This window comes from Pseudomonas sp. MF6394 (genome assembly GCF_002018845.1).
Classification (GTDB): Bacteria; Pseudomonadota; Gammaproteobacteria; order Pseudomonadales; family Pseudomonadaceae; genus Aquipseudomonas; species Aquipseudomonas lactis.
In genome coordinates this window covers 50,952-76,495 of the sequence record NZ_MVOJ01000028.1, presented here as the reverse complement: position 1 = coordinate 76,495, position 25,544 = coordinate 50,952, and the positions used below count along the sequence as shown (strand labels likewise).

The window sequence follows — 25,544 nt, the reverse complement described above, 5'->3', positions numbered from 1 at the left end:
TCGACAGGGATTTGGGGGGTAAACCGGCAGGGATGCCGGTTTAGCCGCCCCGCGCCATGGATGGCGCGTGGCGGCGGCCCCCCAAATCACTGGCGGATTACGGGCACACCGAGCCTAAGCGAGGTGCCGAGTGGTGGGGCAAGAGCGCTTTGCTTACTTTCGCGCTTTTCGAAAGTGAGCCGCCGTCAGGGCGGAACCCTAAGTGGCCGTTGCCTAAATAACGGATATGTACCCGGTCCAACTGTGTTGACTGCCAGACCGCCTTCGCGAGCAAGCCCGCTCCCACAGTTTTGACCGCGGGGTGTCAGGTAGATAAGTGTCGGCTGGCAGGCCGCCATCGCAGGCAAGCCAGCTCCCACATTTGCTCGTCATCGCTTGCAAAATGACGGACGACTAGCTCACCAAACTACGCAACGCGCTGATCTGCGGGATCTCTACCCGGCGCATATACACGCGTAGCGGCTCGGTGATGTTGATGCGGTCGTCGATATTCTGGTCGAGCAACAACTGCAGGCGCGCTCGGCACAGGGTCATGGTGTGGTCGGCGGCCGGCAGCCAGACGAACTCGGCTGTAGGGATGATGCCGTCATCAGCCACGTCCATGCCAAATGAGTCTTCGCTGAAACGTACGATGTACTGGCCGGTCTTGCGGTTGAGGCCGACAAATCCCTGGAGTTGGTCGGCGGCCTGGCAGATAAGCTCGGAAGTGATGCGCATGGTAAACCTCACTGAAAAGTCCCACAGGGACTGGAAAGATGGTTTACACGCGTGGCAAAAAATACCGCCCTCTGACGGGGCAGCTACCCGTAAGAATACTGCAACGCCCTGCAAAAAAGTCCACAAAATTGGCCGGTGCGCACGTTAATGTCGGTTTGGTGATAGCGCCGTTCGCAATCAATTGTTAAAAAGGACACCTTCTCAAAGTTACCTCCACGAAAGGACTTCGCATATGCCTGTCACGTTTTCCAAAAGCGCCTTGCTGCTGGCGCTGATGCTCGGCCTTGGCCAGGCACAGGCTGCCGAGCCGGTCAGCCCGGCCGAATTGGCGACAAACGAAGGCATCCCCTATCCTGCCGTGATCGCTCACCGTGGCGCTTCCTACGACGCGCCTGAATCCACCGCCGCGGCCTACAAGGTTGCACGCGACCTGGGCGCCGACTACCTGGAACTGGACCTGCAACGCAGCAAAGATGGCGTGCTGTTCGCCCTGCACGACAACAACCTGCAGCGCACCACCGACGTCGCCACCAAGTTCCCCGAGCGCAAAGACGCGCCCGCCAACGAGTTCACCTGGAAAGAACTGCAAACCCTCGACGCCGGCAGCTGGTTCAACGCCGCCTACCCGGACCGCGCGCGCCCTGGTTTCGTTGGCCTGAAGATTCAGAGCCTGGACGACATCATCAAGATCGCCGAAGGCAACCCCTCGCACAAACCCGGCCTGTACATCGAGACCAAGGAGCCCAAGCAGTTCCCGGGTATCGAAGCCGACCTGAAAAACAAGCTGCTGGACAAAGGCTGGCTGAGCTCCGCCGGTTCCAAGCTGGGCAAGAGCAACACCGGTGTCGGCCAGGGCAAAGGCCGCGTGGTGCTGCAAACCTTCGAAACCGCCAGCCTCAAAGAGCTGCAGAAGGAAATGCCCAATACCCCGAAAATCCTGCTGTTGTGGGTGGGTGAAGGCAGTATCGAGCCCAAATCCAAAGTGACCTTCGCCGAGTCTGGCGAAACCACCAAGGCCGCCTACTACGCCAAGCAAGAGCCCAAAGACGCCGCCGAATTCGAAAAGTGGGTCGATGAAGCCAAAAGCCTCGGCGCCATCGGCACCGGCCCCTCGGCAGAGTTGACCGACCACGGCGACCAGAGCTACACCGACCTGGTGAAGCCTGAAATGAACAAGCTGACCCACGACAAGGGCCTGCTGGTGCATGTGTATACCGTGGATGAGCCGGTGGACTTCGAGAAGGTGATGAAGGCCGGCGTCGATGGCATCTTCACCAACCGCGCCGCCGAGCTGTTGAAGTTCTACAAGCGCTGGCCGTCGTCCAGCGTGCAAGACCTGCTCAACGACCATAAGTACTAAAAGCGTTGGTGTCAGTGAGCCATTAAGGATGAGTTAAGTTGCGCCGGTTAATCTGGCGCCACTTAAACAGCTCAACCTAAGAAGGACACACACCATGAAAACTTTGACTGCCCTGTTCGCTGCTACTGCCCTGACCTTGACCGCCGGCCTGGCCCAGGCTGACGTTCGTCCGGACCAGATTCCTAGCCTGCTCAAGTCCGGTGAAGTGATGGCGTTCGAAAAGCTCAACGCCGCCGCCGTCGCCCAACATGCCGGCGCGACCATCAACGATACCGAGTTGGATCACGAAGCGGGCAAGCTGGTCTACGAAGTGGACCTGACCGACACTACCGGCAAAAAATGGGATGTGAAGCTCGACGCCAAGACCGGTGCCGTGCTGGAAAACAAGCAAGACACCTGAGTTGAACCTTGAAAAAACGCGCCACCCTCGGGTGGCGCGTTTTTTTATGCGCGCCTCAAACCGTCACATAACCGTCATACCGCCTTGCAATGATTCGCCTAGGAACCTGTGAAACGTCCTACAGGCCCTTTCTCTGCGAGTCGCCATGAACCACAGCATCGACCACGCCCACCAGGATTCCGATCTGTTTGGCCTGCTTTACGGTTTCCGCTTTCGCCCCGGCGAAAAAGGCCAACAAATTGATTCCGCCACAGCCCTCGCCGCCTTGCAGCAACCGCCAGACCCAGAAGAATTCCTGTGGCTGCACCTGAACCTGGCCCACGCCGCCTGCGAGCGCTGGATGCAGGCGCATTTGTCGCTGCCGGAAGAATTTTTTGAAGCCCTGCACGAGGGCTCGCGCTCCACACGCATCGAGCATGTGGACTCGGCCTTGCTGGCGGTGGTCAACGATGTGGTGTTCAACTTCAGCAGCATGGTGTCGTCGGATATTTCCACGCTGTGGGTGTGCGCCCGCAGCCGCTTGCTGGTGAGCGCGCGCCTGCAGCCGTTGCACTCGGTGGATAAATTGCGCTCGTCGGTGAAGGCCGGCGAACACTTTCGCTCCCCCTTGGAGCTGTTGGTGCACCTGCTGCGCGACCAGGGCGAAGTGCTGACGCAGATCGTGCGCAAGACCAGTATCAGCGTCGACCATATCGAAGATCAGCTGTTGTCTTCGCGACTGTCCATTAACCGCGCCGAACTGGGTGCCGCCCGCCGCGTGCTGGTGCGCCTGCAACGCCTGCTGGCGCTGGAACCGGGCTCGCTGCTGCGCCTGCTCAATCGCCCGCCGCAATGGCTGCAAAAGGAAGACGTGAAGGAGTTACGCAAATCCACCGAGGAATTTGCGCTGATCATCAACGACCTGACCGCCTTGGGCGAGCGCATCAAGCTGTTGCAGGAAGAGATCGCCGCCAACCTTAATGAACAGAGCAACCGCACGCTGTTTACCCTCACGGTGGTGACAGTGCTGGCGCTGCCGATCAACATCATTGCCGGTTTTTTTGGCATGAATGTGGGTGGGGTGCCCCTGTCTCAAGACCCGGAAGGCTTCTGGATATTGGTGGCCTTGGTCGCAACCTTTACCCTGATCGCCGGGCGTTGGGCCTTTCGCAAATTCTCAAATTGAAATAAGCCCCAATTGTGGGAGCTGGCTTGCCTGCTCCCACAGGGGTTATGCGTATGTTCAGTGATTGAAGAGTCCAGCCATCGCTTTGAGCCGCTTCTTGTACACCCGCCGCGCCTCCAAAGCTTCCTCCAGACTCACCGCCACAAACCCCGCCCGCTGGTTAGGCTGCATTTGCCCAATCAAGTCCAGGTCGGCGCTGATCACCGTGCCAATCATCGCGTAGCCACCGCCCGATACCGCATCGCGGTGCAGCACAATCGGCTCCAGCCCCGCCGGTACTTGAATCGAGCCAATCGGGTAGCAACTGTCGACGATGTTGGACGGATCGGAGCCCGCGCCAAACGGCTGTTCCCGTGGCTGGAAGCTCAACGCGCTGCCGCCCTTGAAGCGATAGCCAATGCGATCGGCCTCGGACCCCACCGTCCACGGTTCGGCAAAAAAGCTGCTTTTGGCTTCGTCAGTCAAGCGCTCGTAATACAGCCCCGGCACCACCCGCAACGTCACGTCGCCGCCGACCGAACGCCGCAACGCCATCGGCAAGCTGTTGCCCGCACGCCCCGCACCGCTGGCGGTACCGATCGGCAATTGATCGCCCTCCTGCAAGCGCCGGCCATTAAACCCGCCGAGGGCGCCGAGGGTGTAGGTGGAGCGGCTGCCGAGCACCAACGGCACATCGATACCGCCGGCGACGGCAAGATAAGTACGTGCGCCGGCCTTGGGAAACTCGAACCGCAGCACCTGCCCGGCGCGCACGGCAAAGGCGGTGTCCTGGTGCACCACTTCGCCGTCCAGGCGCGGCGACATCAAGGCGCCGCTCAAGGCCACCAGCGCGTCCTGCTGGAACTCCAACTGCGGCCCGATCAACGTGCATTCCAGGCACGCCGCACCCACGGGATTGCCCACCAGGTGGTTGGCCGCACTCAACGCGTATTGGTCCAGCGCCCCCGACGGTGGGATACCCAAGTGGTAATAACCTTCGCGGCCCAGGTCCTGCACGGAGGTGGCGAGGCCAGGTTTGAGGACCTTGATCATGCCAGCGCCTCCTGCAGGGTTTTCGGATAGCCGATGGGGTCGGCGAGAAAGGCATCCAGGGAAAATTCCACCGGGCGAATGCGTAAATCGAAACGCCCGGCGTCCACCTCGGCGACGGCCCGGTCATAAGCCTCGCGGTCTATAGGCTTGAACTGCACGATATCGCCAGGGCGGAAGAACACCATGTGCGCCTTGAGGTACGCCAACTGCTGCGCCGGGTCGTAGATCGGCGCCGGGGTAACGCCGAACATCTGGTAACCACCCGCCCCTCGCACCGAGTAGATACAGCCAAAGCAGCCGCCGTGGCCCAGGGTCAGTTTCGGTGTGTCGGTGCGTGGCCGCAGGTATTTGGGTACCTGCAATTGCCGCTCGCGTTCGACCATCTGGAACATGAACGGCAAGCCCGCGACAAAGCCGACCATCGACACAAACCACGGCGCGCCACTGTGGGCGGCGATGAACGCGTTTACGTCGGCCAGGCCATTGATGCGTGCGGCGTATTCCAGGTCGGTGCCGCTGGGGTCTTGGTGGCGGTCACGAAAGCGCATCAGGGTTTCGTGAGTCCAGGGGTCGTTATAGAGCACCGGGATTTCGATGATGCGCGTGCGCAAGGTGCGCTCGGCCACGGCCTGGGCTTCGGCGCTTTGCACGGCGTCGAGCAGTACATGGGGCGCGATGCGGTCGGGGTCGAAGCGAATCTGGAACGATGCATTGGCCAGGCACACATCCAGTACGCCTTCCAGCGCCAGGCGCTCCACGGCGCGGGTCACCGCCATGCCCTTGAAAAAAGCCTCCAGGGACATGCTGTCGCTGACCTCGGCAAACAGGTGTTCATCACCGCCGAAGCTGTAGCGGATGGGGGACGTTTCAGCCATGTCTGTTCCTCTTGGAATCATTGTAGAAAGGCAGGCAAAAAAGTAAGGGTTGGATCTTATTGGGGTGTTCTGACGTCGATGCCCGCCTGGTCCAGGGCTGCACGGGTGGCCTCCACCAGTTCCAGGGCGCCGGGGGTGTCGCTGTGCAGGCAGATGGAATCGAATTCAATCGCCAGGTCTTCGCCTTCGACAGTCCGTACCAGGCCGGTCTGGCAGGCACGCAAGACCCGCGCGGCAACCGTGGCGGGGTCCAGCGCCCGCACGTTGCGAGTAAACACGATGGAGCCGCTCAGGTCGTATTCACGGTCGGCATAGAACTCGCGCACCACCGGCTGCCCCAGTTCCTTGGCAATGCGCCAGATCACCGAGTTGGGCATGCAGTACAGCAACAATGTGGGCTCGATGATTTGCAGGTTTTGCACCAACAGCCGGGCGGCCTCTTCATCGCGGGCCAGGTGCATGTAGAGCGCACCGTGAGGCTTGATATGTTGCAGGGTCACGCCTTGGGCACGGGCCATTTCACGCAGGGCTCCGAGCTGGTAGAGCATGTCGTCCACCAGTTCCTGGGCTGGTGCGTTGATATGCCGGCGACCGAAACCCACCAGGTCACGAAAGCCTGGGTGCGCGCCAATCGCCACACCCAGTTGCTTGGCGCGCTCGACGGTGCGGCGCATGGTGCCGGGGTCGCCGGCGTGAAAGCCGGTGGCGATATTGGCCGAGCTGATGTAGGCCATCAGCTCGGCGTCGACGCCGTCGCCGATGGTCCAGGGGCCAAAGCCTTCGCCCATGTCTGAATTGAAATCCACTGCCTGCATCGAGGTCGCTCCGCCAAAGGTGATGCCCGCAAAGTAGGCCGGGGCTTGACCCCTTGGGAAGATCTATTATCAGATGGCCCATCTTCTGAAAATCAGATATCGCTCATGTCCCTTACCTTGCGCCAGGTTCGCTACTTCGTCGCCACCGCCGAGATCGGCCAGATTTCCCAGGCGGCGATTCACTTGAATATTTCCCAATCGGCGGTGACCACGGCGATCAAGGAGCTGGAAGCCATGCTCGGCGTGCAGTTGTTTGTGCGCTCGGCCCAGGGCATGAACCTCACCGACGCCGGGCGGCATTTTCTCAACCGTGCCTATGTGATTGTGCGCAGCGTGGAAGACGCCCTGAACAGCCCGCTGCCGGACTACCGCGCCAGCGGCGTGTTGCGGGTGGCGGCCAGCTACACGGTGTTGGGTTATTTCCTGCCGCACCATTTGCAGCGCATGGAACATTGGCATCCGGACGTGACCATTGAGGTGTTCGAGCAGGAACGCCAGGCCATCGAACAGGGCCTGCTCGATGGCCAGTTCGACATGGCCGTGGTGCTCACCGCCAACCTCACCCACGCAGATATCGTCTCGGAAATTCTATTCAACTCCGAGCGCCGCCTGTGGTTGCCCAGCCATCACCCGTTGTGCGAACGCGATGCCGTGAGCCTGGCCGACGTGGCCCAAGAACCCTACATTTTGCTCACCGTCGATGAAGCCGAACACAGCGCCATGCGCTACTGGGAACAGGCCGGGCAAACGCCCAAGGTGCGGCTGCGCACCAGTTCGGTGGAAGCGGTGCGCAGCATGGTTGCCAACGGCAGCGGCGTGGCGATCCTGTCAGACCTGGTGCACCGGCCCTGGTCCCTGGAAGGCAAGCGCATCGAAACCCTGACCGTCACCGACCCGGTCACGCCCATGAGCGTCGGCCTGGCCTGGCACCGCGAGCGCGCCTTTACCCCGGCGATGCAAGCGTTCCGGGACTACTTCCACGACGCGTTCCTGGCACCGCAGCAGTTGTCGGCACGCCGCTAGAGATGGGCGTGCAGGGTGGCGGCCAACCAGTCCATGAACACCCGCACTCGTAATGGCAAATGCCGCTGGCCGGCGTACAGCAACGACACATCCAGGGGCGGCGCCTGGTAGTCGGGCAACACCGCCACCAACTCGCCGCTGGCCAACAAGTCGCGTATCCCGAGCTGCGGCACCTGGGTGATGCCAAACCCGCCCAGGCATGCCGACTGATAGGCGTCGGTGCTGTTGACCGTCACCCGGCCTGCCATCGGTAACCGCTGCACCTTGTTGCCCACTAGGTACTCGAACCCGGCCGAGCGTGCGCCCAGTGGCCGCACGTAATGCACCAACTGGTGATGCGCCAGGTCTGCCAGGGTTTTGGGCACGCCATACCGTTGCAGGTACGCCGCGCTCGCACAGTTGACCATCGGCATGCTGCACACCCGACGCGCTACCACGGTTTGATCGGGCTGGGCGCCGACGCGCACCACGCAGTCGAACCCTTCGGCAATCAGGTCCACCTGGCGGTCCGAACAACTGATCTCCATGTCGATCAGCGGGTGGAGCGCCATGAAGGTGGGCAGGTTCGGCAAAATCAAACCTCGCGCCATGACATTGGGCATGTCCACCCGTATGCGCCCGGCCAGTTGGGTTTCATCCTGGCGAAACAAGCCCTCCAATTCCTCCATGTGCGCCAGCAGGTCCTTGCTGCGTTCGTACAGCACACGACCATCCTGGGTCGCTTGCACCTTGCGTGTGGTGCGTTGCAACAGCCGCGCACCCAGCAGTTCTTCCAGCGCCTGCACATGCTCGGACACGGTGGAGCGCGGCAGGCCGAGGCTTTCACCGGCCTTCGTGAAACTCGACAATTCCGTCACCCGCACAAAGGTACGTAGTAGCTCTAGCTTGTTCATGGATTGTTCGCCTTATCCGGCCAGTGATTCCGTTATAGCGCTGTTTATCACGTAATGGGCGGACAAATACACTCAGTCCCACTAACCCCATTCGAGGACTGCCCCATGACCCGTAAAATCGCACTCATCACCGGCGCCAGCCGTGGCCTGGGCAAAAGCGCTGCCCTGCACCTGGCTGCGCAAGGCATCGACATCATCGGCACCTACCACAGCGCAGCGGCCGAAGCCCAAGCCGTGGTTGCTCAAGTAGAGGCCTTGGGCGGCCGCGCAGCCATGCTGCAATTGGATGTAAGCCAGAGCGCGACCTTCGATGCGTTCGTTGGCCAGATCGGTACGTTGCTCAAGGATGTGTTCGCCGTGGATCGCTTCGATTTCCTGATCAACAACGCTGGAGTCGGCACCCACGCAAGCTTTGTCGAGACCACCGAAGCCCAGTTCGACCAGTTGGTGGCGATCCACGTGAAGGCGCCGTTTTTTCTCACGCAAAAACTGCTGCCGTTGATCAACGACGGCGGGCGCATCATCAATATTTCCAGCGGCCTGGCACGCTTCAGCCTGCCGGGTTATGCGGCCTACGCGTCCATGAAAGGCGCGGTGGAAGTGTTGTCGCGCTACCAGGCTAAAGAGCTCGGCCCACGGGGGATTACCGTGAACACCCTGGCACCGGGTGCGATTGCCACCGACTTCGGCGGCGGCGCGGTACGCGATAACACCGACGTAAATACGATGGTGGCCAACAACACCGCCCTGGGCCGCGCTGGCTTGCCGGACGACATTGGCGGCGCGATTTCGATCTTGCTGGCCGAGGGCAGCCACTGGATCACCGGCCAGCGGATCGAGGCGTCGGGCGGGATGTTCCTCTAAACGGCTTCCCCTCTGTAGGAGCGAGCTTGCTCGCGAAAAACTCAAGAGCGCCGCGTGTTTCCAGAGGTCCCGCGTTATCGTTGGCGATCTTCGCGAGCAAGCTCGCTCCTACAGGGTAACTGGGGTTTTACCGGCGAATTTCTCGCGCAACACGTCATAACCCCAGTGGTACACGTAGGTGTACGGCAGGAAGAACAGCAACACGCCAATGTCGAGGATGAAGGCTTCCAGCAGGCTGATCTTCATCAAGGCGGCAATCAACGGCACCGCCAGCACAATCAGGCCGCCTTCAAACAGCAGCGCATGCAGCACACGGGTCCAACCGCCGTTGGCCAGTTGCAGGCGGGTTTTAAGGCGGTCGAACAGGCTGTTGAACACCACGTTCCAGCTCAGTGCCAACAGGCTGATGCCCAAGGTCACTGCGCCCATCTCCAGCGCCGGCCGGCCGGTGATCCACACCAGCAGTGGCGTGCAGATCAACAAGGCCAACCCTTCGAAACCAAGGGCTTGAAAAACGCGTTCAGTAAGGGATTTGGTAGGGGTCATGACCCGGCTCCGTGAGTGACGATGGTTGCCATGATCAGGCTTTGTCTCGATACTTCATAACCAATAACCATCGATCAAGGCGATAGTCATGGCCTCCCATGAAGTGCTTCAGGCGTTTGTCCAGGCGGCCACCCAAGGCTCGTTTTCCGCGGCGGCGCGCAAGCTGGGCAAGAGCCAGTCCACCGTAAGCGCGGCGGTGGCCAGCCTTGAGATCGACCTGGACGTGGTGCTGTTTGACCGCAGCAGCCGCAAACCGACCCTCACGCCCGCGGGGCATGTTTTGCTGCAACGGGCTGAGCAAGTGCTGGAAGCCAGTAGCCGCCTGGAGCTGGCGGCCAGTCAGTTATCGCAAGGCCTGGAGCCGAAGCTGAGTATCGCCATGTCCGATACTTACCAATCCGATCGGTTCGAGGTCGCCCTCACCGCCTTCGAACAACGCTACCCGGACCTTGAGCTGGAATGCCTGATCGCGGAATGCGAAGACCTGATCGCGCTGGTGCAAAGTGGCCGGGCGCAGATCGCGTTTATCGAGCAACAGGAAGTCTACCCGCCGGACCTGACGTTTTCCCCCGTGGAGGAACGCACGGAGATCGCGCTGTTCGTCTCGCCTAAACACCCGTTGGCGAGCCTGGAAAAGGTTGCCCCGCACACCCTGCAACAACACCGGGAGTTGCGCTTGGCGAGCATCATCAGCCCCAATGAAAACCGCGGCACGCAACGCGTCTGGTCGGCGCCCAGTTACCTGATGCTGATGGAAATGGCGCAGCTGGGTTTTGGTTGGGCACCCATACCGCGCTGGCTGGTGGAGCGCTTTGGCGGCAACCAGTTGGTTGAACTCAAGGTGCGCAGTTGGCCGCGTTCAGTGGCGGTGGATGCGCTTTGGTCGCGGCAACAGCCGCCGGGGCCTGCGGGGAGCTGGTTGCTGGAGAAGATGCTGGAATGAGCCTGTAGGAGCGAGCTTGCTCGCGAAGAACGTCAACGATAACGCGTGCTTCCTGAAGAAACGCGGCGTCGGTGAGTTTTTCGCGAGCAAGCTCGCTCCTACAGTTGGATCGTCACTGTCTGGGGGAATTGAGTTCGGCGAGGCGTCCCGTGATGAAGCGTTTTTCTGGCGCCTGTTGGGTCCGGGCCAAAGCTTTTTCGTACGCGCTGCGGGCTTCGTCAAACCGCCCCAACTGCCGGCAAAACTCCCCACGCGCCGAATGCGCCAAGTGGTAGTCCTGCAACTCACCGCGCTGCAAAAGGTTGTCTACCAGCGCCAACCCCGCCAACGGCCCCTGCTCCATCGCTACCGCCACCGCACGGTTCAACTCGATCACCGGCGACGGCACAGCCCTGAGCAATACATCGTAGAGCCCGACAATCTGCCGCCAATCGGTTTGCCCCGCGCTGGGCGCCTCGGCGTGTACGGCGGCAATCGCCGCCTGCAGGCAATACGGTCCAAAGCGCCGCGTGGTGAGCGCCTGCTCCACCAGTGCGCAGCCTTCAGCGATCAAGGCGCTGTCCCAAAGCGTACGATCCTGAGCGTCCAACAGCACCAGTTCGCCGCTGGCAGAAGTACGGGCGGGCCGGCGCGACTCGTGCAGCAGCATCAACGCCAGCAAGCCCATGACTTCCGGCTCGGGCAGCAGCTCCAGCAGCAAACGGCCCAGGCGAATCGCCTCCAGGATCAGCTCTTCACGGGTGAGATCGGCACCCGCTGAGGCCGAATAGCCCTCGTTGAACACCAGGTAAATCACCCGCAGCACACTGTCCAACCGCTCGGGCAATTCGGCTCGGGACGGCACTTGATAGGGGATTTTCGCCTCACGGATCTTGCCCTTGGCGCGCACGATGCGTTGGGCAATGGTGGTGGGTGTGACAAGAAAAGCGTGAGCGATGGCCTCGGTGCTCAGGTCGCAGATCTCGCGCAAGGTCAGCGCAACCTGGGCGTCGGCTGCCAACGCTGGGTGGCAGCACGTGAATACCAGGCGCAGGCGGTCGTCTTCCACGTCTTCATCACTCCACGGCGCGGCCTCCAACGCGTCGGCCTGCGCCTCCAATAACGGGGTGAACCGCGACTGGCGCCGCAAGCGGTCGATGGCCTTGAAGCGGCCGGTGGACACCAGCCACGCACGAGGATTATCCGGCACGCCATCCTCGGGCCAGCGCTGCACGGCGACAAAAAATGCTTCGTGCAGCGCCTCCTCGGCCAGGTCGAAATCCCCCAGCACGCGAATCAACGTCGCGAGCACGCGGCGTGATTCGCTGCGGTAAATGGCGTCGATCTGCGCGGTCAATCGGCCATGTCCTCGGTCACCCACTTCACCAGGCGCTCCAGGCTCCGGCCCCAGCCATCATGAAAGCCCCATGGCCTGGTGGGCCTGCTGGACAGTTCAAATTCAGCGGGTTGAGTGTTCACTGGGAAACCTCCTCAAGGCTTTTGATTATTGTGTTGAGAGATCCAATTGGCGCACGGGGCGCACTTCCACACTGCCGACCCGAGCCGCCGGAATGCCGCCCGCCACCTGGAGCGCTTCATTGAGGTCCTTGGCATCGATCAGGTAGAACCCGGCGAGCTGCTCCTTGGTTTCGGCAAACGGCCCGTCGGTGATCGACAGCTTGCCGTTGCGCATGCGCACGGTAGTGGCGGTGGTCACCGACTCCAGCGGCTCGGCGGCCAGCATGCGCCCGCTGGCCTGGATGGACTCGGCGTAGGCCAGACATTCCGAGTCATGGGGGCTGTCGGGCGAGGTGTGCAACACCTGTTCGTCGCTGTAGATAAGGCACAGGTATTTCATGGCGTTCTCCGTTTTCGGACTACTGACTATAGTTCGCGATGCTCAAGGTTTCAGGTCGAACAACGCCGTGCCGCTGTGCATATCAAACGGTGCCGACCAGTGCTCGTGCACCACCTTCCATTGGCCATCGATGCGCTGGTAGCCGGCGGTTACGCGCATCCAGCAAGCCTTCACCTCACCGTCCGGCCCGGCGCCGCCGCAGTGGGCCAGCCAATGGGCGAATGCGCTGTCTGGCGCTTCGACGACATGCAGTTCATGAAACTCGAAGATGCCGGGCCCGGGGCAGTGCTCCATGCACGCTTCCCAGTGTGCGCGGTAGGCCGCCTTGCCTTTGAATTGCAGGGCGGTTACGGCGTCGAACGAGACGATATCGTCGGCGTAAAAGCTGACAATCTGGTCGATATCGCGGCTGACAACGGCGTGTTTCCATTGCTCGATCAGGCTCTTGATTGCAGTGCTCATGGCGATGACTCCTTGGGGTGAAAAATCACGGAAGACACCCTTAGTCGAATGGCCCGAAGGGAAATCGACATACCCCTGAAAAATAATTTCCCATGGCCCAAACCCGATAAACTGCCACTTCCCTTGCAGCCGTTCGGACAGCCCCATGCAAACCCGCCTCGTTGCCTACGAGGCGCTGAACGCTGTGCAACAACAGCAAGTCGGCGCCATCGAAGTTCACCCTGAACAACTGCCGTTTTGCGGTGATATGTATTGCGCCCTCAATACCCTGCTCGCCAACCCGAGCCCTGGGGTCAAGGGCTTCGCGCTGTTGGCCAACGACCTTCCCGTGGCGTTCCTGCTGCTCAAGCGCCCGCCGTGCCTGCCTCATTGGGCCGATGAACACAGCGCCACCCTCCACGCACTACAGGTAGACCGGCATCAGCAGGGGCGTGGATACGGCAAGGTGTGTTTGCGGGCGTTGCCCGCCGTGGCGCGCGAGGCATGGCCGCAGATCAAGGGGTTGGAGTTGTCGGTGGATGCCCACAACCTGGCGGCGATGGGGTTGTACCTAAGGGCGGGATGGGTGGATCGCGGTGAGGCGTACAAGGGCCGCGTAGGGTATGAGCGCCGGTTGAGTTTCAGGTTTGATCCATAGCGGCAATGTCACGTAAACATGACTTTTAAGCGTGCATGTCGTGTTTACGTGACATCAGGCGCCGTGTCAGCCCCGCTCCCCGATCGGCAGCCAGATCTCCACCGTCCCCGTGCCCTTCCTGGCATCGAAATCCGCGCTGTAGCGCTCAAAATCCGCGCCCATGACCTTGTAGCCCGAATGCGGCAGCCATTCGAACATGATGCGTTCGTAGGTTTGCTCAAGCGCCTGCACCGGCCCGTAGTGGGGGAACACGGCATAGTTGAGTGGCGGAATTTCGATCACCTCGAAATTGCTCGGCACGTCCTTCTTGGCCGGGACTTCAACACCTGCCAGGTAATCGAATTCGCCGTGATGCGGGTTATGGCACACCCCGTAGGTCACACCGCCAATGCGCTTCTTGATGTCCTTGATGCAGGTATCGAACAACTCCCACAGCCGTGGGATATCGCCCACGGTGGCTTTCGAATATCGCCCTTGCACCCCGGCGATCACCAAGGCTTTGCCGGCTTCCAGGCGTGGCTCCAACGGTTGTTTTGTCTGCTGATCCATACGAACAGTCTCCTTCTTATGAGGGAACAAACCCGCATCGAGTATAGGGGCATATCTGCGTTGCACTCCATGTAGAAAATTTCCTACGCATCTGGACAACGGGCCATCATCGCCCGTATTGTCTGCCCCGCAGGCCACCGCAGTGGCCGACGTCGCTCGGACGGTTCCGGGCGCTTACGTACCTCGAGGCAACAATGGCAGACCAAGGTTCGCCGCGCCGCTTTGCGCGCATAGATCGACTCCCCCCCTATGTTTTCAATATCACTGCCGAGCTGAAGATGGCTGCGCGTCGGCGCGGCGAAGACATCATCGACTTGAGCATGGGTAACCCTGACGGCGCCACGCCTGCTCATATCGTGGAGAAAATGGTCACCGTCGCCCAGCGCGACGACACCCACGGCTACTCCACCTCAAAAGGCATTCCGCGCCTGCGTCGGGCAATCTCGCGCTGGTACAAGGACCGTTACGCGGTGGATATCGACCCCGAGTCCGAAGCCATCGTGACCATCGGTTCCAAGGAAGGCCTGGCGCACTTGATGCTGGCCACCCTGGACCAAGGCGATACCGTGCTGGTCCCCAACCCCAGCTACCCGATTCATATCTACGGCGCAGTGATTGCCGGCGCCCAGGTGCGTTCGGTGCCACTGATACCCGGCGTGGACTTCTTCGCTGAGCTGGAGCGCGCGATTCGCGGCTCGATCCCCAAGCCGAAGATGATGATCCTCGGCTTCCCGTCCAACCCCACCGCGCAGTGCGTGGAACTGGACTTCTTCGAACGGGTGATCGCCCTGGCCAAGCAGTACGACGTACTGGTGGTGCACGACCTGGCCTACGCCGACATCGTCTACGACGGCTGGAAAGCCCCGTCGATCATGCAAGTACCCGGCGCCAAGGACATTGCGGTGGAGTTTTTCACCCTGTCCAAGAGCTACAACATGGCCGGCTGGCGCATCGGCTTCATGGTGGGTAACCCGGAACTGGTCAATGCCCTGGCGCGCATCAAGAGCTACCACGACTACGGCACCTTCACCCCGCTGCAAGTGGCGGCAATTGCGGCGCTGGAAGGCGACCAACAGTGCGTCAAAGACATCGCCGAGCAGTACCGCCAGCGCCGCAATGTGCTGGTCAAAGGCCTGCATGAGCTGGGCTGGATGGTGGAGAACCCGAAGGCGTCGATGTATGTCTGGGCCAAGATTCCCGAGCAGTACGCGGCCATGGGCTCGCTGGAGTTTGCCAAGAAACTGCTATTGGAAGCGAAGGTGTGTGTGTCGCCGGGGATCGGCTTTGGTGAGTATGGCGACGATCATGTGCGCTTTGCGCTGATCGAGAACCAGGACCGGATTCGCCAGGCCGTGCGCGGGATTCGCGGGATGTTCAGGGCGGATGGGTTGGTCAGCAAGGCCTGACCTGATCCACCTGAAGAAACCCAATCAATGTGGGAGCTGGCTTGCCTGCGATGGCAGTGTTGGATTCACTACCGCTATCGCAGGCAAGCCAGCTCCCACACTTGATCAGTTCCCACTCTTGCTTTGGGGTGTGGCTTACACCACCAACGACAGCAACATGATGAAGATCAGCGCCACGATCGACAGAATGGTCTCCATCGCCGTCCAGGTCTTGAACGTCTCGGCCACGGTCATGTTGAAGTACTGCTTGACCAGCCAGAACCCCGCATCGTTGACGTGAGACAGGATCAACGAACCTGCGCCCGTCGCCAGCACCAACAACTCACGGTTAACCCCAGGGATCATGCCCACCACCGGCACCACAATGCCTGCGCCAGTAATGGTCGCGACCGTGGCGGAACCGGTGGCAATCCGAATCACCGCCGCCACCAGCCACGCCAGCAGGATCGGGTTGATCTGCGCGTTCACCGCCATATGGCCGATCACGTCACCCACACCGCTGGTCACCAGCATCTGCTTGAAGCCACCACCGGCACCGATGATCAGGATGATCGCGGCGGTCGGCGCCAGGCTGGCGTCGAGCAGCTTGAGGATCTGCTTGGAGTGGATGCCCTGGCGATGGCCAAAGGTGTACAGCGACAACAGCAAGGCCAGCAACAGCGCAGTGATCGGGTGGCCGATCATGTCCATCCAGTTGCGCACCACGTTGCCTTCGGCAAACGCGATGTCGGCAAAGGTTTTGAGCAGCATCAGAAACACCGGCAGCAGCACGGTGATCAGGGTGATGCTGAAGCTTGGCAGCGACTTGTTGCCGGTCTCACGGGCCAGTTGGTCCACCAGTTCCTGGGACGGGTTACCGGGGATGTACTTGGCGATGAACGTACCGAAGATCGGGCCGGCGATGATGGCGGTCGGCAGGGCGACGATCAGGCCGTACAGGATGGTCTTGCCGATATCGGCACCGAACACGCCGATGGCCAGCAGCGGGCCTGGGTGCGGTGGCACCAGGCCGTGCACCGCCGAGAGGCCAGCGAGCAGCGGAATACCGATCTTGATCAGCGACACGCCGGTACGCCGGGCGACGATAAACACCAGCGGGATCAGCAACACAAAGCCGATCTCGAAGAACAGCGGGATGCCCACCAGGAACGCGGCGAACATCATCGCCCACTGGACCTTTTCCTTGCCGAAGGCGCGGATCAGGGTCTGGGCGATCTGATCGGCACCGCCGGACTCGGCCATCATCTTGCCGAGCATCGTGCCCAGCGCGAGGATGATGCCGACAAAGCCGAGCACCCCGCCGAAACCGTCCTGGAACGCCTTGATGATCTTGTCCACGGGCATGCCCGAGGTCAGGCCGAGGAAGCCGGCCGCGATGATCAGTGCAATGAACGGGTGCACCTTGAACTTGGTGATCAGTACGATCAACCCGATGATAGTGACTACTGCATCTAGCAGCAGGTAGGACTCGTGGGACATGCCAAACATGGGGGGTCTCTCCTGTTTGTTGTTGTTATTAAAGCGGGTGTTGAACTTCCTGCCGGGGATAGCGCTATCTTTCCGGCAAAAAATTAATGAGTAGGTTCAAAGCCGTGCTTGCGCCACCAGGTATCGGTCTGCTCGGCCAGCTCCTTCACGCTGTCTTCACTGGCGTTCAAGGCCAGGGTCAGCGGCTCGCCCTTGGGCGATTCAAGGGTGGCGAACTGGCTGTCGATCAGGCTGGCCGGCATGAAATGGCCGGGGCGGTGAGACACGCGGTCGGCGGCGACTTCGCGGGTCAGCTCCAAGAAGACAAACCCCAGACCCGGCGCGGCTTCGCGCAGGTGGTCACGGTATTTTTTCTTCAGGGCCGAACAGGTCAGTACGGGATGCTCGCCGGCTTTCAACGCGCGGCGCAGTTCATCGCACAGGATGTCGAGCCAGCCGGCGCGGTCGTCGTCGTTGAGGGGGTGGCCGGCGCTCATCTTTTCGATGTTCGCGGCAGGGTGAAAGCTGTCGCCTTCAATGGCAGTGGCGCCGTTGAGGGCGCACAGGGCTTGGCTGACGCTGGACTTGCCACAGCCGGAAACACCCATGATGACCAGGGCGGTAACAGGTTGACTCATGAAACACCTCAGGACGCAGATAGCGCTACCTTTGCATAGCGTAAGGCTAGTGCAAAAACAGGCTTTTCCCGCGCCGACTTGTCATTTTTATGGAGTGACGCGTGCATCCGCTCCAATCATTCGAACCGGATCAGGCAACCCTAGGTTCAATAATTTGCAGCCCTTTGGAGACAGCGCTACCTTAGTGCCTCGATTTTTGTTTGGCAAGCCGCCTGATGACCTCCAAGAACGATAAAAATACCCGCACAACGGGCCGCCCTACCCTCAATGAAGTGGCGCGCCTTGCTGGCGTCAGCCCGATCACCGCCTCCCGCGCCCTGCGCGGTATCAGCACGGTGGCCACCGAACTGGTGGAAAAAGTGCAACAGGCCGCCGCCGAACTGAGCTACGTGGTCAACCCCGCCGCCCGCGCCCTGGCCTCGGCGCAGAGCCATTCGGTGGTGGTGCTGGTGCCGTCACTGTCCAACCTGCTGTTTATCGAAACCCTGGAAGCTATCCATCAGGTACTGCGGCCCAAGGGCTTTGAAGTACTGATCGGCAACTCCCATTATTCACGCGATGAAGAAGAAGACCTGTTGCGCAACTACATGGCCTACCAGCCACGAGGGTTGTTGCTGACCGGCTTTGACCGCACCGAAAGCGCGCGACGAATGGTCGAGGCCAGCAATGTGCCCTGCGTGTACATGATGGATCTGGACCCCAATGCCGGGGTGAACTGCGTGGGCTTCTCGCAACTGGCCGCCGGCGAGACCGCGGCCGCGCACTTGCTGTCCCGGGGTCGCAAGCGCCTGGCCTATATCGGCGCACAACTGGACCAACGTACTTTGCTGCGTGGCGAAGGCTTCCGCCGCGCCTTGCAGCAAGCAGGCATGTACGACCCGGCGCTAGAGCTGCTGACACCACGCCCTTCCTCCGTGGGCCTGGGTGGTGAACTGTTTTTACAACTGCTGGCCGCCCACCCGGATGTGGACGCGATCTTCTTCGGCAACGACGACCTGGCTCAGGGCGCCCTGCTCGAAGCCCTGCGCCACGGCATCAAGGTACCGGAACGTGTAGCTGTGCTGGGCTTCAACGACCTGCCCGCCTCGTCCTTCATGGTGCCGCGCCTGAGCAGCATCAGCACGCCACGGGAAGCCATCGGGCGCCGAGCGGCGGAGCATCTGCTGACGATCATGGCGGGCAACAAGGTGGCCAAGCCGGTGGTGGATATGGGGTTTGAGTTGCAGGTGCGCGAGAGCACCTGATCGTCGAGCCAAACACAATCAATGTAGTGTCCGCAGAATCAGCGCCTGGCACAGATTCCCTGTGGGAGCGGGCTTGCTCGCGAAGGCGGTGGGTCAGTTAATCAATCTTTAACTAAACCACCTGAAATCGCCATTTCCCTTTCAACAGGCGGTTGTCAATGTACGCAACCACTCATCGGCCGACGCAGAAAACTGTCATAAATGACAGTAGACGCGAACTGTGTACGCGGCCTAAATATTAGGCGCAGCCCCCCGGCATGCTCATTAATTCTCAAGGAGACTCATCATGAATTCGCCCAACAAAATCACTGGTTTCTTAAAAGAGGCTAACCAGAGTTTTGATTCTCACAACATTCTCCACTTGAATACCTTCCCTGGCACAAAAAACACCACACTGGCGTTCATACAGGACAGCCATTTTATTGCTTTTGAAATAGATAAGAACTTCGCAGTAGGCACCTATAAACTTGATTCAAAACAGGAGGGGAATGTTCAAGTTATTTATAACGTGCCTAATCCTAATGGGGGTTCTTATCAATACCCGGCCACCTCGGGGACATTTGAAATCGTCAACAACGAAAACAATATCCTTGATGCAAAATTTGCCTTCGTAGCCGCCAAAACCGACGACCCAAACGATATTATTACCGTCGAACGTGGCGTGTACTACATCAATAATTTCAATGCTCCTCAATAAGCGCTCACACAACCATCCACCTGAAGGCAGCACTGCGCCTGGTCAGGCAAGTGCTTGCCTTTTCTGATCTCTGCCCAACCTCGCTACAGCTCCCAAACGTCTGGTAAATTGCCCCTGTCGTCTGCCCCGCAGGCCACCGCAGTGGCCGAATTCGCTCGCACGGTTCCGGGCGCGAGATGCGCGGGATGTTCAGGGCGCCTGACCTGATTCACCTGAAGAAACCCAATCAATGTGGGGGCGGGCTTGCTCGCGAAGGCGGTGGGTCAGTCAATCAATCTTTAACTGAACCACCTGAAACTCAGAATTCCTACGTAATCGTGTAAGAGCAGTCAGAGCGCTGTGGGACGCCTGTAGGAAGTGCCTGACATTGCAGCAAGCGCCTTGCTCCGCTGCCTACGCTTACGTCAGAATCCGCCGGCTTGTGCGCCTCGGTGGCGGTCTCTAAAGTTTGACGGTCGCTGAATTTCTCGGTGATCGGGTTTAGTAGCCCGAGTTCGGTCACTCTAAGTGCATAAGTCTGCCCGCGTTAATGGCGGCTGTGCGTAGGGCACTTTCGGGTGCGCCGGCTTTGAGTGTCCACCGGTCTACTAACCTGCGTACAGTTGCCTCCATCGTTTAGTAGCGATGCGGCGGCAGCCCATTCCAGGATGCTCTAATGATCAAACAAATCGATACGCCGCCAACCACCCTCTTCACGCTCATACCCGATATCTCCACCGAAACCCTACTGGCCAACAGCTACGAAACCGTCTGCTCTGTCAGCACCCTCCTGCTCGACCTATCCGATGACCTCACTGGCAAACACCGCGATGTAGCCCTGGCCATTCATCAATTGAGCGAGCTGAGCGTATTGCTGGTGGGCAAGGCCATGGACCAACACACACCACGCTGTTAAGACCTCAATCGGCCATGGAGTGGGAGGGGCTTGCTCCCGATAGCCGTCCGTCAGTCGATGTTTCCAGTGACTGAGACTACGAAATCGGCAGCAAGCCTTCTTAATTTAACGCGTTAGCCATCACGGCTCGCAGCGTCAAAACCCTTCACCCTATTCCTTGAAATACAGCATAACCACTGTGAGATCTACCAGTAGACGCCTTTGAAAGGCTGTCATTTAATCGAATGACCGCTTGCACTCAACAGTGGTCCTTACTACGTCAAAAGAGGCCTGCACTATGGACGCTAAAAAAAGAAAACGTCACAGATCAACAGCGAGCTTCACTCTTAGCAAATCTCCCTATGGCGAGTTCGCTGCCACCCAAATCTTTTTGTACGATAGAACACAAACCCTTCTCGTGATGGGCCGTTGCTCTATCAAGGACAAGGAAAATGAAATTCTGCAGGTCGGACTGGTACTGCCAGCACCGGATGGCGAGAGCACAGGGGAACTTGGCCCTATACCCGGAAAAATTCCTTTCGCCTATTTCGACCATTACATAGGTGATGAAGGTATCTATTATGATGCCGAAAGCGGAACCTTCAACATTACACTTATAAGACAAGCCCAGCACCTCACAGGAAACTTCTCCTTCATCTCTCGGGGAAGTGAATTTGTGGGTACTTTCAACGTGAACAACTTTAGTGAAGAATGATCCTGCTGCTACGTGCGGGCTTTAACATTCAAAGCCTGCACGTTCTTGAAACGCCTTCTCGACTCCCGCGAGCGATACGTTAATCCTAACCGCCCAAACACTCGTCGTAGCCCGCGACGCCTGCTAAATTGCCCTTGTCATCTCTTCATCTTCAGGGAAGCACCATGGGCCATTCACTGAAAATCCTGGGCCGCACCTCCTCCATCAACGTGCGCAAAGTACTCTGGACCTGCCAAGAGCTGGGCATCGACTATGTGCGCGAAGACTGGGGCATCGGTTTCAAGCCCACCCAATCCCCCGATTTCCTCGCCTTGAACCCCAACGCCCAGGTGCCGGTGCTGATCGACGACCATGGCGTGCTGTGGGAGTCCAATACCATTTGCCGCTACCTTGTCGGCCTCTATCAGCGCCATGACTTGCTACCCGTTGAGCCTGCCTTGCGTGCACGGGTCGAACAGTGGATGGACTGGCAAGCCACCGAACTCAACCCTTCGTGGGGCTATGCGTTCCACGCACTGGTGCGTCAAAACCCGGACTATCAGGACCCGCAACGCATCCAGGCGGGTGTGCAGGCCTGGAATGACAAGATGGCCTTGCTTGAACAACAGTTGACCAAAACCTGCGCCTACGTCGCCGGCGAAGAGTTCACCCTCGCAGACATCTTGATAGGCCTTTCTGTGCATCGATGGCAGATGACCCCCATGGAGCGGCCACCCTACCCCGCCATCGCGGCGTATTACCAACGCCTCAGCCAACACGCCGGTTTCAAGACCTTCGCTCTCGACGGCCATAATTAGAAAAGCAGTTGCGCGCTTTAAGCACTCCCAAACAAAAGCGGTGTGGCTTAAAGCCTACAACTTACCGCCAACTGAAGGTCATTCATGCCCACACTCGCCGCCTGCGTTTCAGACCCCACCCGTGCCGCCCACATCAGCGCCCGCATCGACCGCCTGCCCGCCGTCGCCACTATTTGGCGCCTGGTGGCGTTGCTTTCCATCGGCGGTTTTTTCGAGCTGTATGACCTGTTCCAGACCGCCTATATCAGCCCTGGTCTGATCAGCGACGGGATTTTTCATACCGGCAGCGAAGGTGTGTTCGGCTTCTCGGACCAGGCCGCTTTCGCCTCGGCCACATTCCTGGGCCTGTTTCTCGGGGCCAGCCTGCTCAGCCCCATCGCCGACCGCTTCGGGCGCCGCGCGATTTTCACCTTTGCGTTGGTCTGGTACACCGTGGCCACGGTGTTGATGGGCATTCAAACCTCGGCCGTGGGCATCATTTGCATGCGCTTTCTGGTGGGCATTGGCCTAGGTATCGAACTGGTGACCATCGACGCCTACCTTTCGGAACTGGTGCCCAAGCGCATGCGCAGTTCGGCGTTTGCCTTTGCGTTTTTTATCCAGTTTCTGTCGGTGCCGGCCGTGGCCTTGATGTCGTGGTGGTTGGTGCCACAGGCGCCGTTCGGTATCGCGGGCTGGCGCTGGGTGGTGCTCTCAAGTGCGGTGTTTGCGCTGTTTATCTGGCAACTGCGCAAGCGCCTGCCGGAGTCACCGCGCTGGCTTGCACAACAGGGCCGCTTCGAAGAAGCCGACACGATCCTGAACAACCTGGAGGCACGCTGCCAAAAGGATCACGGCAAGCCGCTGGACATGCCGGAGCCCGAAGCGATCAGCGTGCAAGGCAGTGGCCGTTTCGCCGATATCTGGCAGCCGCCCTACCGTCGCCGCGCCTTGATGCTGATCGTGTTTCATGTATTCCAGGCCATCGGCTTCTTCGGCTTTGGCAACTGGCTGCCGGCCTTGCTCTCGGGCCAGGGGGTCAGCGTGACCCACAGCCTGCTCTACGCCTTCATCATCACCCTCGCCTACCCGCTGGGCCCGCTGTTGTTCGTCAAAGTGGCCAACCGCTTTGAGAACAAATGGCAGATTGTCGGCTCGGCCATGGGGGCGGTGATCTTCGGCAGCCTGTTTGCCCTGCAAACCACCGCGTTAGGGCTGATTTTCTGCGGGGTGATGATCACCTTCTGCAACGCCTGGCTGAGCTTCAGTTATCACTCCTACCAGAGCGAATTGTTCCCCACCAATATCCGTGCACGGGCGGTGGGGTTCTGTTATTCGTTCAGCCGTTTATCCACGGTGTTCAGCAGTTTGTTGATCGGTTTTATCCTCGAACACCTGGGCACGCCGGGTGTGTTGGCGTTTATCGCCAGCAGCATGTTGATCGTGATGATTACCATCAGTTGGTTCGGGCCACGCACGCGCAACCTGGCGCTGGAGAACATCGCTCACTGACGGCAACGGTTGGCCGCACAAGGAGAAGGCTTGCCGCGCCGACAACTCCCGCCCCAGTAAACACTGGGGTACGGCACCCGGCACAGTATTTGCTCCAGCTGTCGCACCGTCTGTTTTCATAGGTGACCGATCATGCTGGTTAACAACACTCAAGCGGCGTCGAACGTGCAACAGATCACGCGACCCGACATGGACCCCGCCAACGCCGCCGCCAGTGCGCTGTACAGCGGCGCTTTGCAGGCTGCGCAACACAGCGTCACCGTGCCGGCCGCGCAGAGGGAATTGGACAAGGCCAGCGATCGCATCGACGAAGCCTTCGCCAAGACCCGCGTGCAGTTACAGGCCACGACTAACGGGGCACGTACCGAGTTCACCGAATACATGAGCAAATCCCCGGCCGAACGTATTCGTGAACAGTTGCTCAAGGAACAAGGGCTGACCGAAGAGCAAGTGCAGGCGCTGCCCCAGGAAAAACAAGACGCCATCGCCAAACAAGTGGCCGAGCGCTTGAAAGAGCAGCAACAGCAGCAGGTTGCGGCGAAGGCCACTGCTTCGCCAGCCCATACACTCAAAGAAACCTTGGCCGCGATCTGAGCCACACAGCAGAGCAACGGTGGGAGCGGGCTTGCTCGCGAAAGCAGAGTGTCAGTCACTGATAAGTTGGCTGAAGCACCGCATTCGCGAGCAAGCCCGCTCCCACCGTTGGACCATTTTTTACATGGGATCAGCGCAGTGTTCAGTTATTGCAATTGCAGCGTCGAATTGAACTGACTGATCGCATCCACCACATGCCGTGAGCCTTCCTGGATCTCCAGGATCACCTGCCCCGCCTCGTTCGCCAACTCCACGCCCAGGCCCGTGCGGCTCAAACTCGACTGCATGCTCGACACTGCGCTCAACGACAGGTCGTGGTTCTTGCGTACCACGTCCACGATCTCAACGGTGGCCTGGCTGGTGCGTGCGGCGAGGCTGCGCACTTCATCGGCCACCACCGCAAACCCACGCCCGTGCTCGCCCGCGCGCGCGGCTTCAATTGCCGCATTCAGGGCCAGCATGTTGGTTTGTTCGGCAATGCTGCGGATGGTTTGCACGATGGCACCGATGATGTCCGACTGCTTGCTCACCGCATCGATGCTCTGCGCCGCCTGGTTAAGGTCGTGGGACATGGCTTCAATGATCTGCACCGTTTGCTGCACCACCTGCGAGCCCTTGCGGGCGCAGGCATCGTTCTGTACCGAAGTGGCGTGGGCCGAGTCGGCGGCCGTGCGCAGGGTACTGACTTGCTCGGTGATATCGCTGGCGAACTTCACCACTTTGTACAAGCGCCCATGCGTATCGAAGATGGGGTTGTAAGAGGCTTCCAGAAACAGGGTCTTGCCGTATTTGTTTTTACGTTCGAAGCGGTGGGAGTGAAACTCACCGCGATTGAGTGAAGCCCAAAACGCCTTATACGCCGGGGACTCCACTTCGCTGCGGTGGCAAAACATGCTGTGATGCTGGCCGATGATTTCTTCGCGCGTGTACTGCACTGTGCGCAGGAAGTTTTCGTTGGCATTGAGGATCTGGCCCTGTGGCGTGAATTCGATCACCGCCATGGAACGGCTGATGGCGTCGATCAGACTTTGGTTTTCGTGTTCGTGATGGACCCGTGCGGAAATATCCGCCGCCACCTTGATCACACTGCGTACCTGATGGTCGCTGTCCAGCACTGGCAAGTAGCTGGCTTGCAGCCACACTTGCTCACCGCGCTTGTTAAGGCGCATGAAGGTGCCGCTGAGCGCCTCGCCTCGCGCCAGGTCGCGCCACAACTGGTGGTAGGCATCGGTGTGGGTATACGCCTCCTCGCAAAACAGACGGTGATGTTTGCCACGGATCTCCTCGACGCCGTAGCCCATGGTTTGGCAAAAACGTTCGTTGGCATTAAGGATCACTCCCGTGCGGTCGAACTCGATCATCGCCATGGAGCGGCTGATAGCGGCAAGCTTGGCGTTGGCTTCGGTGAGGGCACAGGAAAAACGCTGGATTTCTTGCAGGTCGGATTTGTGCTGGCGGTTGAACATGGTCAGATCACCCTAGATTCCCGGCGCCTGGAGGGCG

Annotated in this window: 28 protein-coding genes and 2 pseudogenes; 15 read left to right on the top strand and 15 right to left on the bottom strand. The window is 59.9% G+C overall.

Annotated features, from left to right (window positions below; all coding sequences use genetic code 11):
- Positions 1 to 393 precede the first annotated feature (393 nt).
- Positions 394 to 717 carry a DUF2025 family protein gene (locus MF6394_RS24350; RefSeq protein ID WP_032895610.1) on the bottom strand — a complete coding sequence of 108 codons (324 nt, stop codon included), beginning with the start codon at positions 715 to 717 and terminating at the stop codon, positions 394 to 396.
- Positions 718 to 949: 232 nt separating this feature from the next.
- Here MF6394_RS24350 and MF6394_RS24345 point away from each other — a divergent pair, with 232 nt between their 5' ends.
- The 3 genes from MF6394_RS24345 to MF6394_RS24335 all read left to right on the top strand — a co-directional run bounded on the left by MF6394_RS24345 (position 950) and on the right by MF6394_RS24335 (position 3,642).
- The gene (locus tag MF6394_RS24345; RefSeq protein WP_044273186.1) at positions 950 to 2,077 is read left to right on the top strand and encodes a glycerophosphodiester phosphodiesterase family protein; all 1,128 of its coding nucleotides are present in this window, start codon (positions 950 to 952) and stop codon (positions 2,075 to 2,077) included.
- 94 nt (positions 2,078 to 2,171) lie between these two features.
- On the top strand, positions 2,172 to 2,477 hold the full coding sequence (locus MF6394_RS24340; protein ID WP_014719623.1) for a PepSY domain-containing protein: 306 nt from the start codon (positions 2,172 to 2,174) through the stop codon (positions 2,475 to 2,477).
- A 145-nt stretch (positions 2,478 to 2,622) separates the two neighbouring features.
- Positions 2,623 to 3,642 (top strand): transporter, encoded by a 1,020-nt coding sequence (locus MF6394_RS24335; RefSeq protein WP_069557640.1) that lies wholly within the window; start codon positions 2,623 to 2,625, stop codon positions 3,640 to 3,642.
- Positions 3,643 to 3,699: 57 nt separating this feature from the next.
- Here MF6394_RS24335 and MF6394_RS24330 read toward each other — a convergent pair whose 3' ends face one another.
- The 3 genes from MF6394_RS24330 to MF6394_RS24320 are packed head-to-tail and all read right to left on the bottom strand — an operon-like array spanning position 3,700 to position 6,364.
- Positions 3,700 to 4,674 (bottom strand): biotin-dependent carboxyltransferase family protein, encoded by a 975-nt coding sequence (locus MF6394_RS24330; RefSeq protein WP_047711625.1) that lies wholly within the window; start codon positions 4,672 to 4,674, stop codon positions 3,700 to 3,702.
- Positions 4,671 to 5,549 (bottom strand): 5-oxoprolinase subunit B family protein, encoded by an 879-nt coding sequence (locus MF6394_RS24325; protein ID WP_047711626.1) that lies wholly within the window; start codon positions 5,547 to 5,549, stop codon positions 4,671 to 4,673. The genes MF6394_RS24330 and MF6394_RS24325 overlap by 4 nt, the downstream gene beginning before the upstream one ends.
- 56 nt (positions 5,550 to 5,605) lie before the next feature.
- Positions 5,606 to 6,364, bottom strand: a complete 759-nt coding sequence (locus MF6394_RS24320; RefSeq protein WP_078467713.1) for a 5-oxoprolinase subunit PxpA — start codon at positions 6,362 to 6,364, stop codon at positions 5,606 to 5,608.
- A 105-nt stretch (positions 6,365 to 6,469) separates the two neighbouring features.
- On the opposite strand from MF6394_RS24320, the gene MF6394_RS24315 reads away from it, so the two are divergent.
- Entirely contained in the window at positions 6,470 to 7,387 is a 918-nt protein-coding gene (locus tag MF6394_RS24315) for a LysR family transcriptional regulator (protein ID WP_044273183.1), read from the top strand.
- Here the strand turns inward: MF6394_RS24315 and MF6394_RS24310 are convergent.
- Positions 7,384 to 8,280, bottom strand: coding sequence for a LysR family transcriptional regulator (locus MF6394_RS24310; protein ID WP_078467712.1), 897 nt, complete (start codon positions 8,278 to 8,280; stop codon positions 7,384 to 7,386). The genes MF6394_RS24315 and MF6394_RS24310 overlap by 4 nt on opposite strands.
- A gap of 105 nt (positions 8,281 to 8,385) precedes the next feature.
- Here MF6394_RS24310 and MF6394_RS24305 point away from each other — a divergent pair, with 105 nt between their 5' ends.
- On the top strand, positions 8,386 to 9,144 hold the full coding sequence (locus MF6394_RS24305; protein WP_044273181.1) for an SDR family NAD(P)-dependent oxidoreductase: 759 nt from the start codon (positions 8,386 to 8,388) through the stop codon (positions 9,142 to 9,144).
- 108 nt (positions 9,145 to 9,252) lie between these two features.
- Here MF6394_RS24305 and MF6394_RS24300 read toward each other — a convergent pair whose 3' ends face one another.
- Positions 9,253 to 9,690, bottom strand: a complete 438-nt coding sequence (locus MF6394_RS24300) for a multidrug/biocide efflux PACE transporter (protein ID WP_047711629.1) — start codon at positions 9,688 to 9,690, stop codon at positions 9,253 to 9,255.
- Between the two features lie 88 nt (positions 9,691 to 9,778).
- On the opposite strand from MF6394_RS24300, the gene MF6394_RS24295 reads away from it, so the two are divergent.
- On the top strand, positions 9,779 to 10,633 hold the full coding sequence (locus MF6394_RS24295; RefSeq protein ID WP_047711630.1) for a LysR family transcriptional regulator: 855 nt from the start codon (positions 9,779 to 9,781) through the stop codon (positions 10,631 to 10,633).
- 112 nt (positions 10,634 to 10,745) lie between these two features.
- On the opposite strand, the gene MF6394_RS24290 is transcribed toward MF6394_RS24295, so the two are convergent.
- Genes MF6394_RS24290 through MF6394_RS24280 form a run of 4 tightly spaced genes read right to left on the bottom strand, consistent with a single transcriptional unit; the run spans position 10,746 to position 12,932 of the window.
- The gene (locus MF6394_RS24290) at positions 10,746 to 11,969 is read right to left on the bottom strand and encodes an RNA polymerase sigma factor (protein WP_069557644.1); all 1,224 of its coding nucleotides are present in this window, start codon (positions 11,967 to 11,969) and stop codon (positions 10,746 to 10,748) included.
- On the bottom strand, positions 11,966 to 12,091 hold the full coding sequence (locus tag MF6394_RS34960; RefSeq protein WP_256557798.1) for a hypothetical protein: 126 nt from the start codon (positions 12,089 to 12,091) through the stop codon (positions 11,966 to 11,968). The genes MF6394_RS24290 and MF6394_RS34960 overlap by 4 nt, the downstream gene beginning before the upstream one ends.
- A gap of 25 nt (positions 12,092 to 12,116) precedes the next feature.
- A complete protein-coding gene (locus MF6394_RS24285; protein WP_003193695.1) occupies positions 12,117 to 12,470 on the bottom strand; it encodes a YciI family protein in 354 nt (117 codons plus the stop codon).
- Positions 12,471 to 12,512: 42 nt separating this feature from the next.
- Positions 12,513 to 12,932, bottom strand: coding sequence for a YybH family protein (locus MF6394_RS24280; protein WP_044273176.1), 420 nt, complete (start codon positions 12,930 to 12,932; stop codon positions 12,513 to 12,515).
- 145 nt (positions 12,933 to 13,077) lie between these two features.
- Here MF6394_RS24280 and MF6394_RS24275 point away from each other — a divergent pair, with 145 nt between their 5' ends.
- Positions 13,078 to 13,569 (top strand): GNAT family N-acetyltransferase, encoded by a 492-nt coding sequence (locus MF6394_RS24275; RefSeq protein WP_069557645.1) that lies wholly within the window; start codon positions 13,078 to 13,080, stop codon positions 13,567 to 13,569.
- 66 nt (positions 13,570 to 13,635) lie between these two features.
- Here MF6394_RS24275 and MF6394_RS24270 read toward each other — a convergent pair whose 3' ends face one another.
- Complete coding sequence (locus tag MF6394_RS24270; RefSeq protein ID WP_069557646.1) at positions 13,636 to 14,118, bottom strand: GyrI-like domain-containing protein; 483 nt, start codon at positions 14,116 to 14,118, stop codon at positions 13,636 to 13,638.
- Between the two features lie 194 nt (positions 14,119 to 14,312).
- Here MF6394_RS24270 and alaC point away from each other — a divergent pair, with 194 nt between their 5' ends.
- On the top strand, positions 14,313 to 15,524 hold the full coding sequence (alaC, locus tag MF6394_RS24265; RefSeq protein ID WP_044273173.1) for an alanine transaminase: 1,212 nt from the start codon (positions 14,313 to 14,315) through the stop codon (positions 15,522 to 15,524).
- 135 nt (positions 15,525 to 15,659) lie between these two features.
- Here the strand turns inward: alaC and MF6394_RS24260 are convergent, their stop codons facing one another.
- Positions 15,660 to 17,012 (bottom strand): GntP family permease, encoded by a 1,353-nt coding sequence (locus MF6394_RS24260; RefSeq protein WP_069557647.1) that lies wholly within the window; start codon positions 17,010 to 17,012, stop codon positions 15,660 to 15,662.
- 83 nt (positions 17,013 to 17,095) lie between these two features.
- Positions 17,096 to 17,629 (bottom strand): gluconokinase, encoded by a 534-nt coding sequence (locus MF6394_RS24255; RefSeq protein WP_044273172.1) that lies wholly within the window; start codon positions 17,627 to 17,629, stop codon positions 17,096 to 17,098.
- Between the two features lie 212 nt (positions 17,630 to 17,841).
- Here MF6394_RS24255 and MF6394_RS24250 point away from each other — a divergent pair, with 212 nt between their 5' ends.
- The 7 genes from MF6394_RS24250 (at position 17,842) to MF6394_RS24220 (ending at position 24,041) form a co-directional block, all read left to right on the top strand.
- A complete protein-coding gene (locus tag MF6394_RS24250; RefSeq protein WP_161793224.1) occupies positions 17,842 to 18,873 on the top strand; it encodes a LacI family DNA-binding transcriptional regulator in 1,032 nt (343 codons plus the stop codon).
- 286 nt (positions 18,874 to 19,159) lie between these two features.
- The gene (locus MF6394_RS24245; RefSeq protein ID WP_069557648.1) at positions 19,160 to 19,570 is read left to right on the top strand and encodes a hypothetical protein; all 411 of its coding nucleotides are present in this window, start codon (positions 19,160 to 19,162) and stop codon (positions 19,568 to 19,570) included.
- 655 nt (positions 19,571 to 20,225) lie between these two features.
- Complete coding sequence (locus tag MF6394_RS24240; RefSeq protein ID WP_044273170.1) at positions 20,226 to 20,465, top strand: DUF6124 family protein; 240 nt, start codon at positions 20,226 to 20,228, stop codon at positions 20,463 to 20,465.
- A gap of 277 nt (positions 20,466 to 20,742) precedes the next feature.
- Positions 20,743 to 21,159, top strand: a complete 417-nt coding sequence (locus MF6394_RS24235; RefSeq protein WP_044273169.1) for a hypothetical protein — start codon at positions 20,743 to 20,745, stop codon at positions 21,157 to 21,159.
- A 164-nt stretch (positions 21,160 to 21,323) separates the two neighbouring features.
- Positions 21,324 to 21,956, top strand: coding sequence for a glutathione S-transferase family protein (locus MF6394_RS24230; RefSeq protein WP_044273168.1), 633 nt, complete (start codon positions 21,324 to 21,326; stop codon positions 21,954 to 21,956).
- Positions 21,957 to 22,040: 84 nt separating this feature from the next.
- Entirely contained in the window at positions 22,041 to 23,447 is a 1,407-nt protein-coding gene (locus tag MF6394_RS24225) for an MFS transporter (RefSeq protein WP_069557649.1), read from the top strand.
- Positions 23,448 to 23,579: 132 nt separating this feature from the next.
- Complete coding sequence (locus MF6394_RS24220) at positions 23,580 to 24,041, top strand: hypothetical protein (protein ID WP_069557650.1); 462 nt, start codon at positions 23,580 to 23,582, stop codon at positions 24,039 to 24,041.
- A gap of 146 nt (positions 24,042 to 24,187) precedes the next feature.
- Here the strand turns inward: MF6394_RS24220 and MF6394_RS35245 are convergent.
- A pseudogene (locus tag MF6394_RS35245) lies at positions 24,188 to 24,583 on the bottom strand (methyl-accepting chemotaxis protein); the annotation flags it as partial.
- A gap of 150 nt (positions 24,584 to 24,733) precedes the next feature.
- Positions 24,734 to 25,507 (bottom strand): annotated as a pseudogene (locus MF6394_RS35240) (PAS domain-containing protein); the annotation flags it as partial.
- Between the last annotated feature and the right edge of the window lie 37 nt (positions 25,508 to 25,544).

Bases quoted from the DNA above. Each gene is read 5' to 3' on its own strand.
- MF6394_RS24350 (WP_032895610.1), bottom strand. From the start codon at position 717: ATGCGCATCACTTCCGAGCTTATCTGCCAGGCCGCCGACCAACTCCAG.
- MF6394_RS24345 (WP_044273186.1), top strand. From the start codon at position 950: ATGCCTGTCACGTTTTCCAAAAGCGCCTTGCTGCTGGCGCTGATGCTC.
- MF6394_RS24340 (WP_014719623.1), top strand. From the start codon at position 2,172: ATGAAAACTTTGACTGCCCTGTTCGCTGCTACTGCCCTGACCTTGACC.
- MF6394_RS24335 (WP_069557640.1), top strand. From the start codon at position 2,623: ATGAACCACAGCATCGACCACGCCCACCAGGATTCCGATCTGTTTGGC.
- MF6394_RS24330 (WP_047711625.1), bottom strand. From the start codon at position 4,674: ATGATCAAGGTCCTCAAACCTGGCCTCGCCACCTCCGTGCAGGACCTG.
- MF6394_RS24325 (WP_047711626.1), bottom strand. From the start codon at position 5,549: ATGGCTGAAACGTCCCCCATCCGCTACAGCTTCGGCGGTGATGAACAC.
- MF6394_RS24320 (WP_078467713.1), bottom strand. From the start codon at position 6,364: ATGCAGGCAGTGGATTTCAATTCAGACATGGGCGAAGGCTTTGGCCCC.
- MF6394_RS24315 (WP_044273183.1), top strand. From the start codon at position 6,470: ATGTCCCTTACCTTGCGCCAGGTTCGCTACTTCGTCGCCACCGCCGAG.
- MF6394_RS24310 (WP_078467712.1), bottom strand. From the start codon at position 8,280: ATGAACAAGCTAGAGCTACTACGTACCTTTGTGCGGGTGACGGAATTG.
- MF6394_RS24305 (WP_044273181.1), top strand. From the start codon at position 8,386: ATGACCCGTAAAATCGCACTCATCACCGGCGCCAGCCGTGGCCTGGGC.
- MF6394_RS24300 (WP_047711629.1), bottom strand. From the start codon at position 9,690: ATGACCCCTACCAAATCCCTTACTGAACGCGTTTTTCAAGCCCTTGGT.
- MF6394_RS24295 (WP_047711630.1), top strand. From the start codon at position 9,779: ATGGCCTCCCATGAAGTGCTTCAGGCGTTTGTCCAGGCGGCCACCCAA.
- MF6394_RS24285 (WP_003193695.1), bottom strand. From the start codon at position 12,470: ATGAAATACCTGTGCCTTATCTACAGCGACGAACAGGTGTTGCACACC.
- MF6394_RS24280 (WP_044273176.1), bottom strand. From the start codon at position 12,932: ATGAGCACTGCAATCAAGAGCCTGATCGAGCAATGGAAACACGCCGTT.
- MF6394_RS24275 (WP_069557645.1), top strand. From the start codon at position 13,078: ATGCAAACCCGCCTCGTTGCCTACGAGGCGCTGAACGCTGTGCAACAA.
- MF6394_RS24270 (WP_069557646.1), bottom strand. From the start codon at position 14,118: ATGGATCAGCAGACAAAACAACCGTTGGAGCCACGCCTGGAAGCCGGC.
- alaC (WP_044273173.1), top strand. From the start codon at position 14,313: ATGGCAGACCAAGGTTCGCCGCGCCGCTTTGCGCGCATAGATCGACTC.
- MF6394_RS24260 (WP_069557647.1), bottom strand. From the start codon at position 17,012: ATGTTTGGCATGTCCCACGAGTCCTACCTGCTGCTAGATGCAGTAGTC.
- MF6394_RS24255 (WP_044273172.1), bottom strand. From the start codon at position 17,629: ATGAGTCAACCTGTTACCGCCCTGGTCATCATGGGTGTTTCCGGCTGT.
- MF6394_RS24245 (WP_069557648.1), top strand. From the start codon at position 19,160: ATGAATTCGCCCAACAAAATCACTGGTTTCTTAAAAGAGGCTAACCAG.
- MF6394_RS24240 (WP_044273170.1), top strand. From the start codon at position 20,226: ATGATCAAACAAATCGATACGCCGCCAACCACCCTCTTCACGCTCATA.
- MF6394_RS24235 (WP_044273169.1), top strand. From the start codon at position 20,743: ATGGACGCTAAAAAAAGAAAACGTCACAGATCAACAGCGAGCTTCACT.
- MF6394_RS24230 (WP_044273168.1), top strand. From the start codon at position 21,324: ATGGGCCATTCACTGAAAATCCTGGGCCGCACCTCCTCCATCAACGTG.
- MF6394_RS24225 (WP_069557649.1), top strand. From the start codon at position 22,041: ATGCCCACACTCGCCGCCTGCGTTTCAGACCCCACCCGTGCCGCCCAC.
- MF6394_RS24220 (WP_069557650.1), top strand. From the start codon at position 23,580: ATGCTGGTTAACAACACTCAAGCGGCGTCGAACGTGCAACAGATCACG.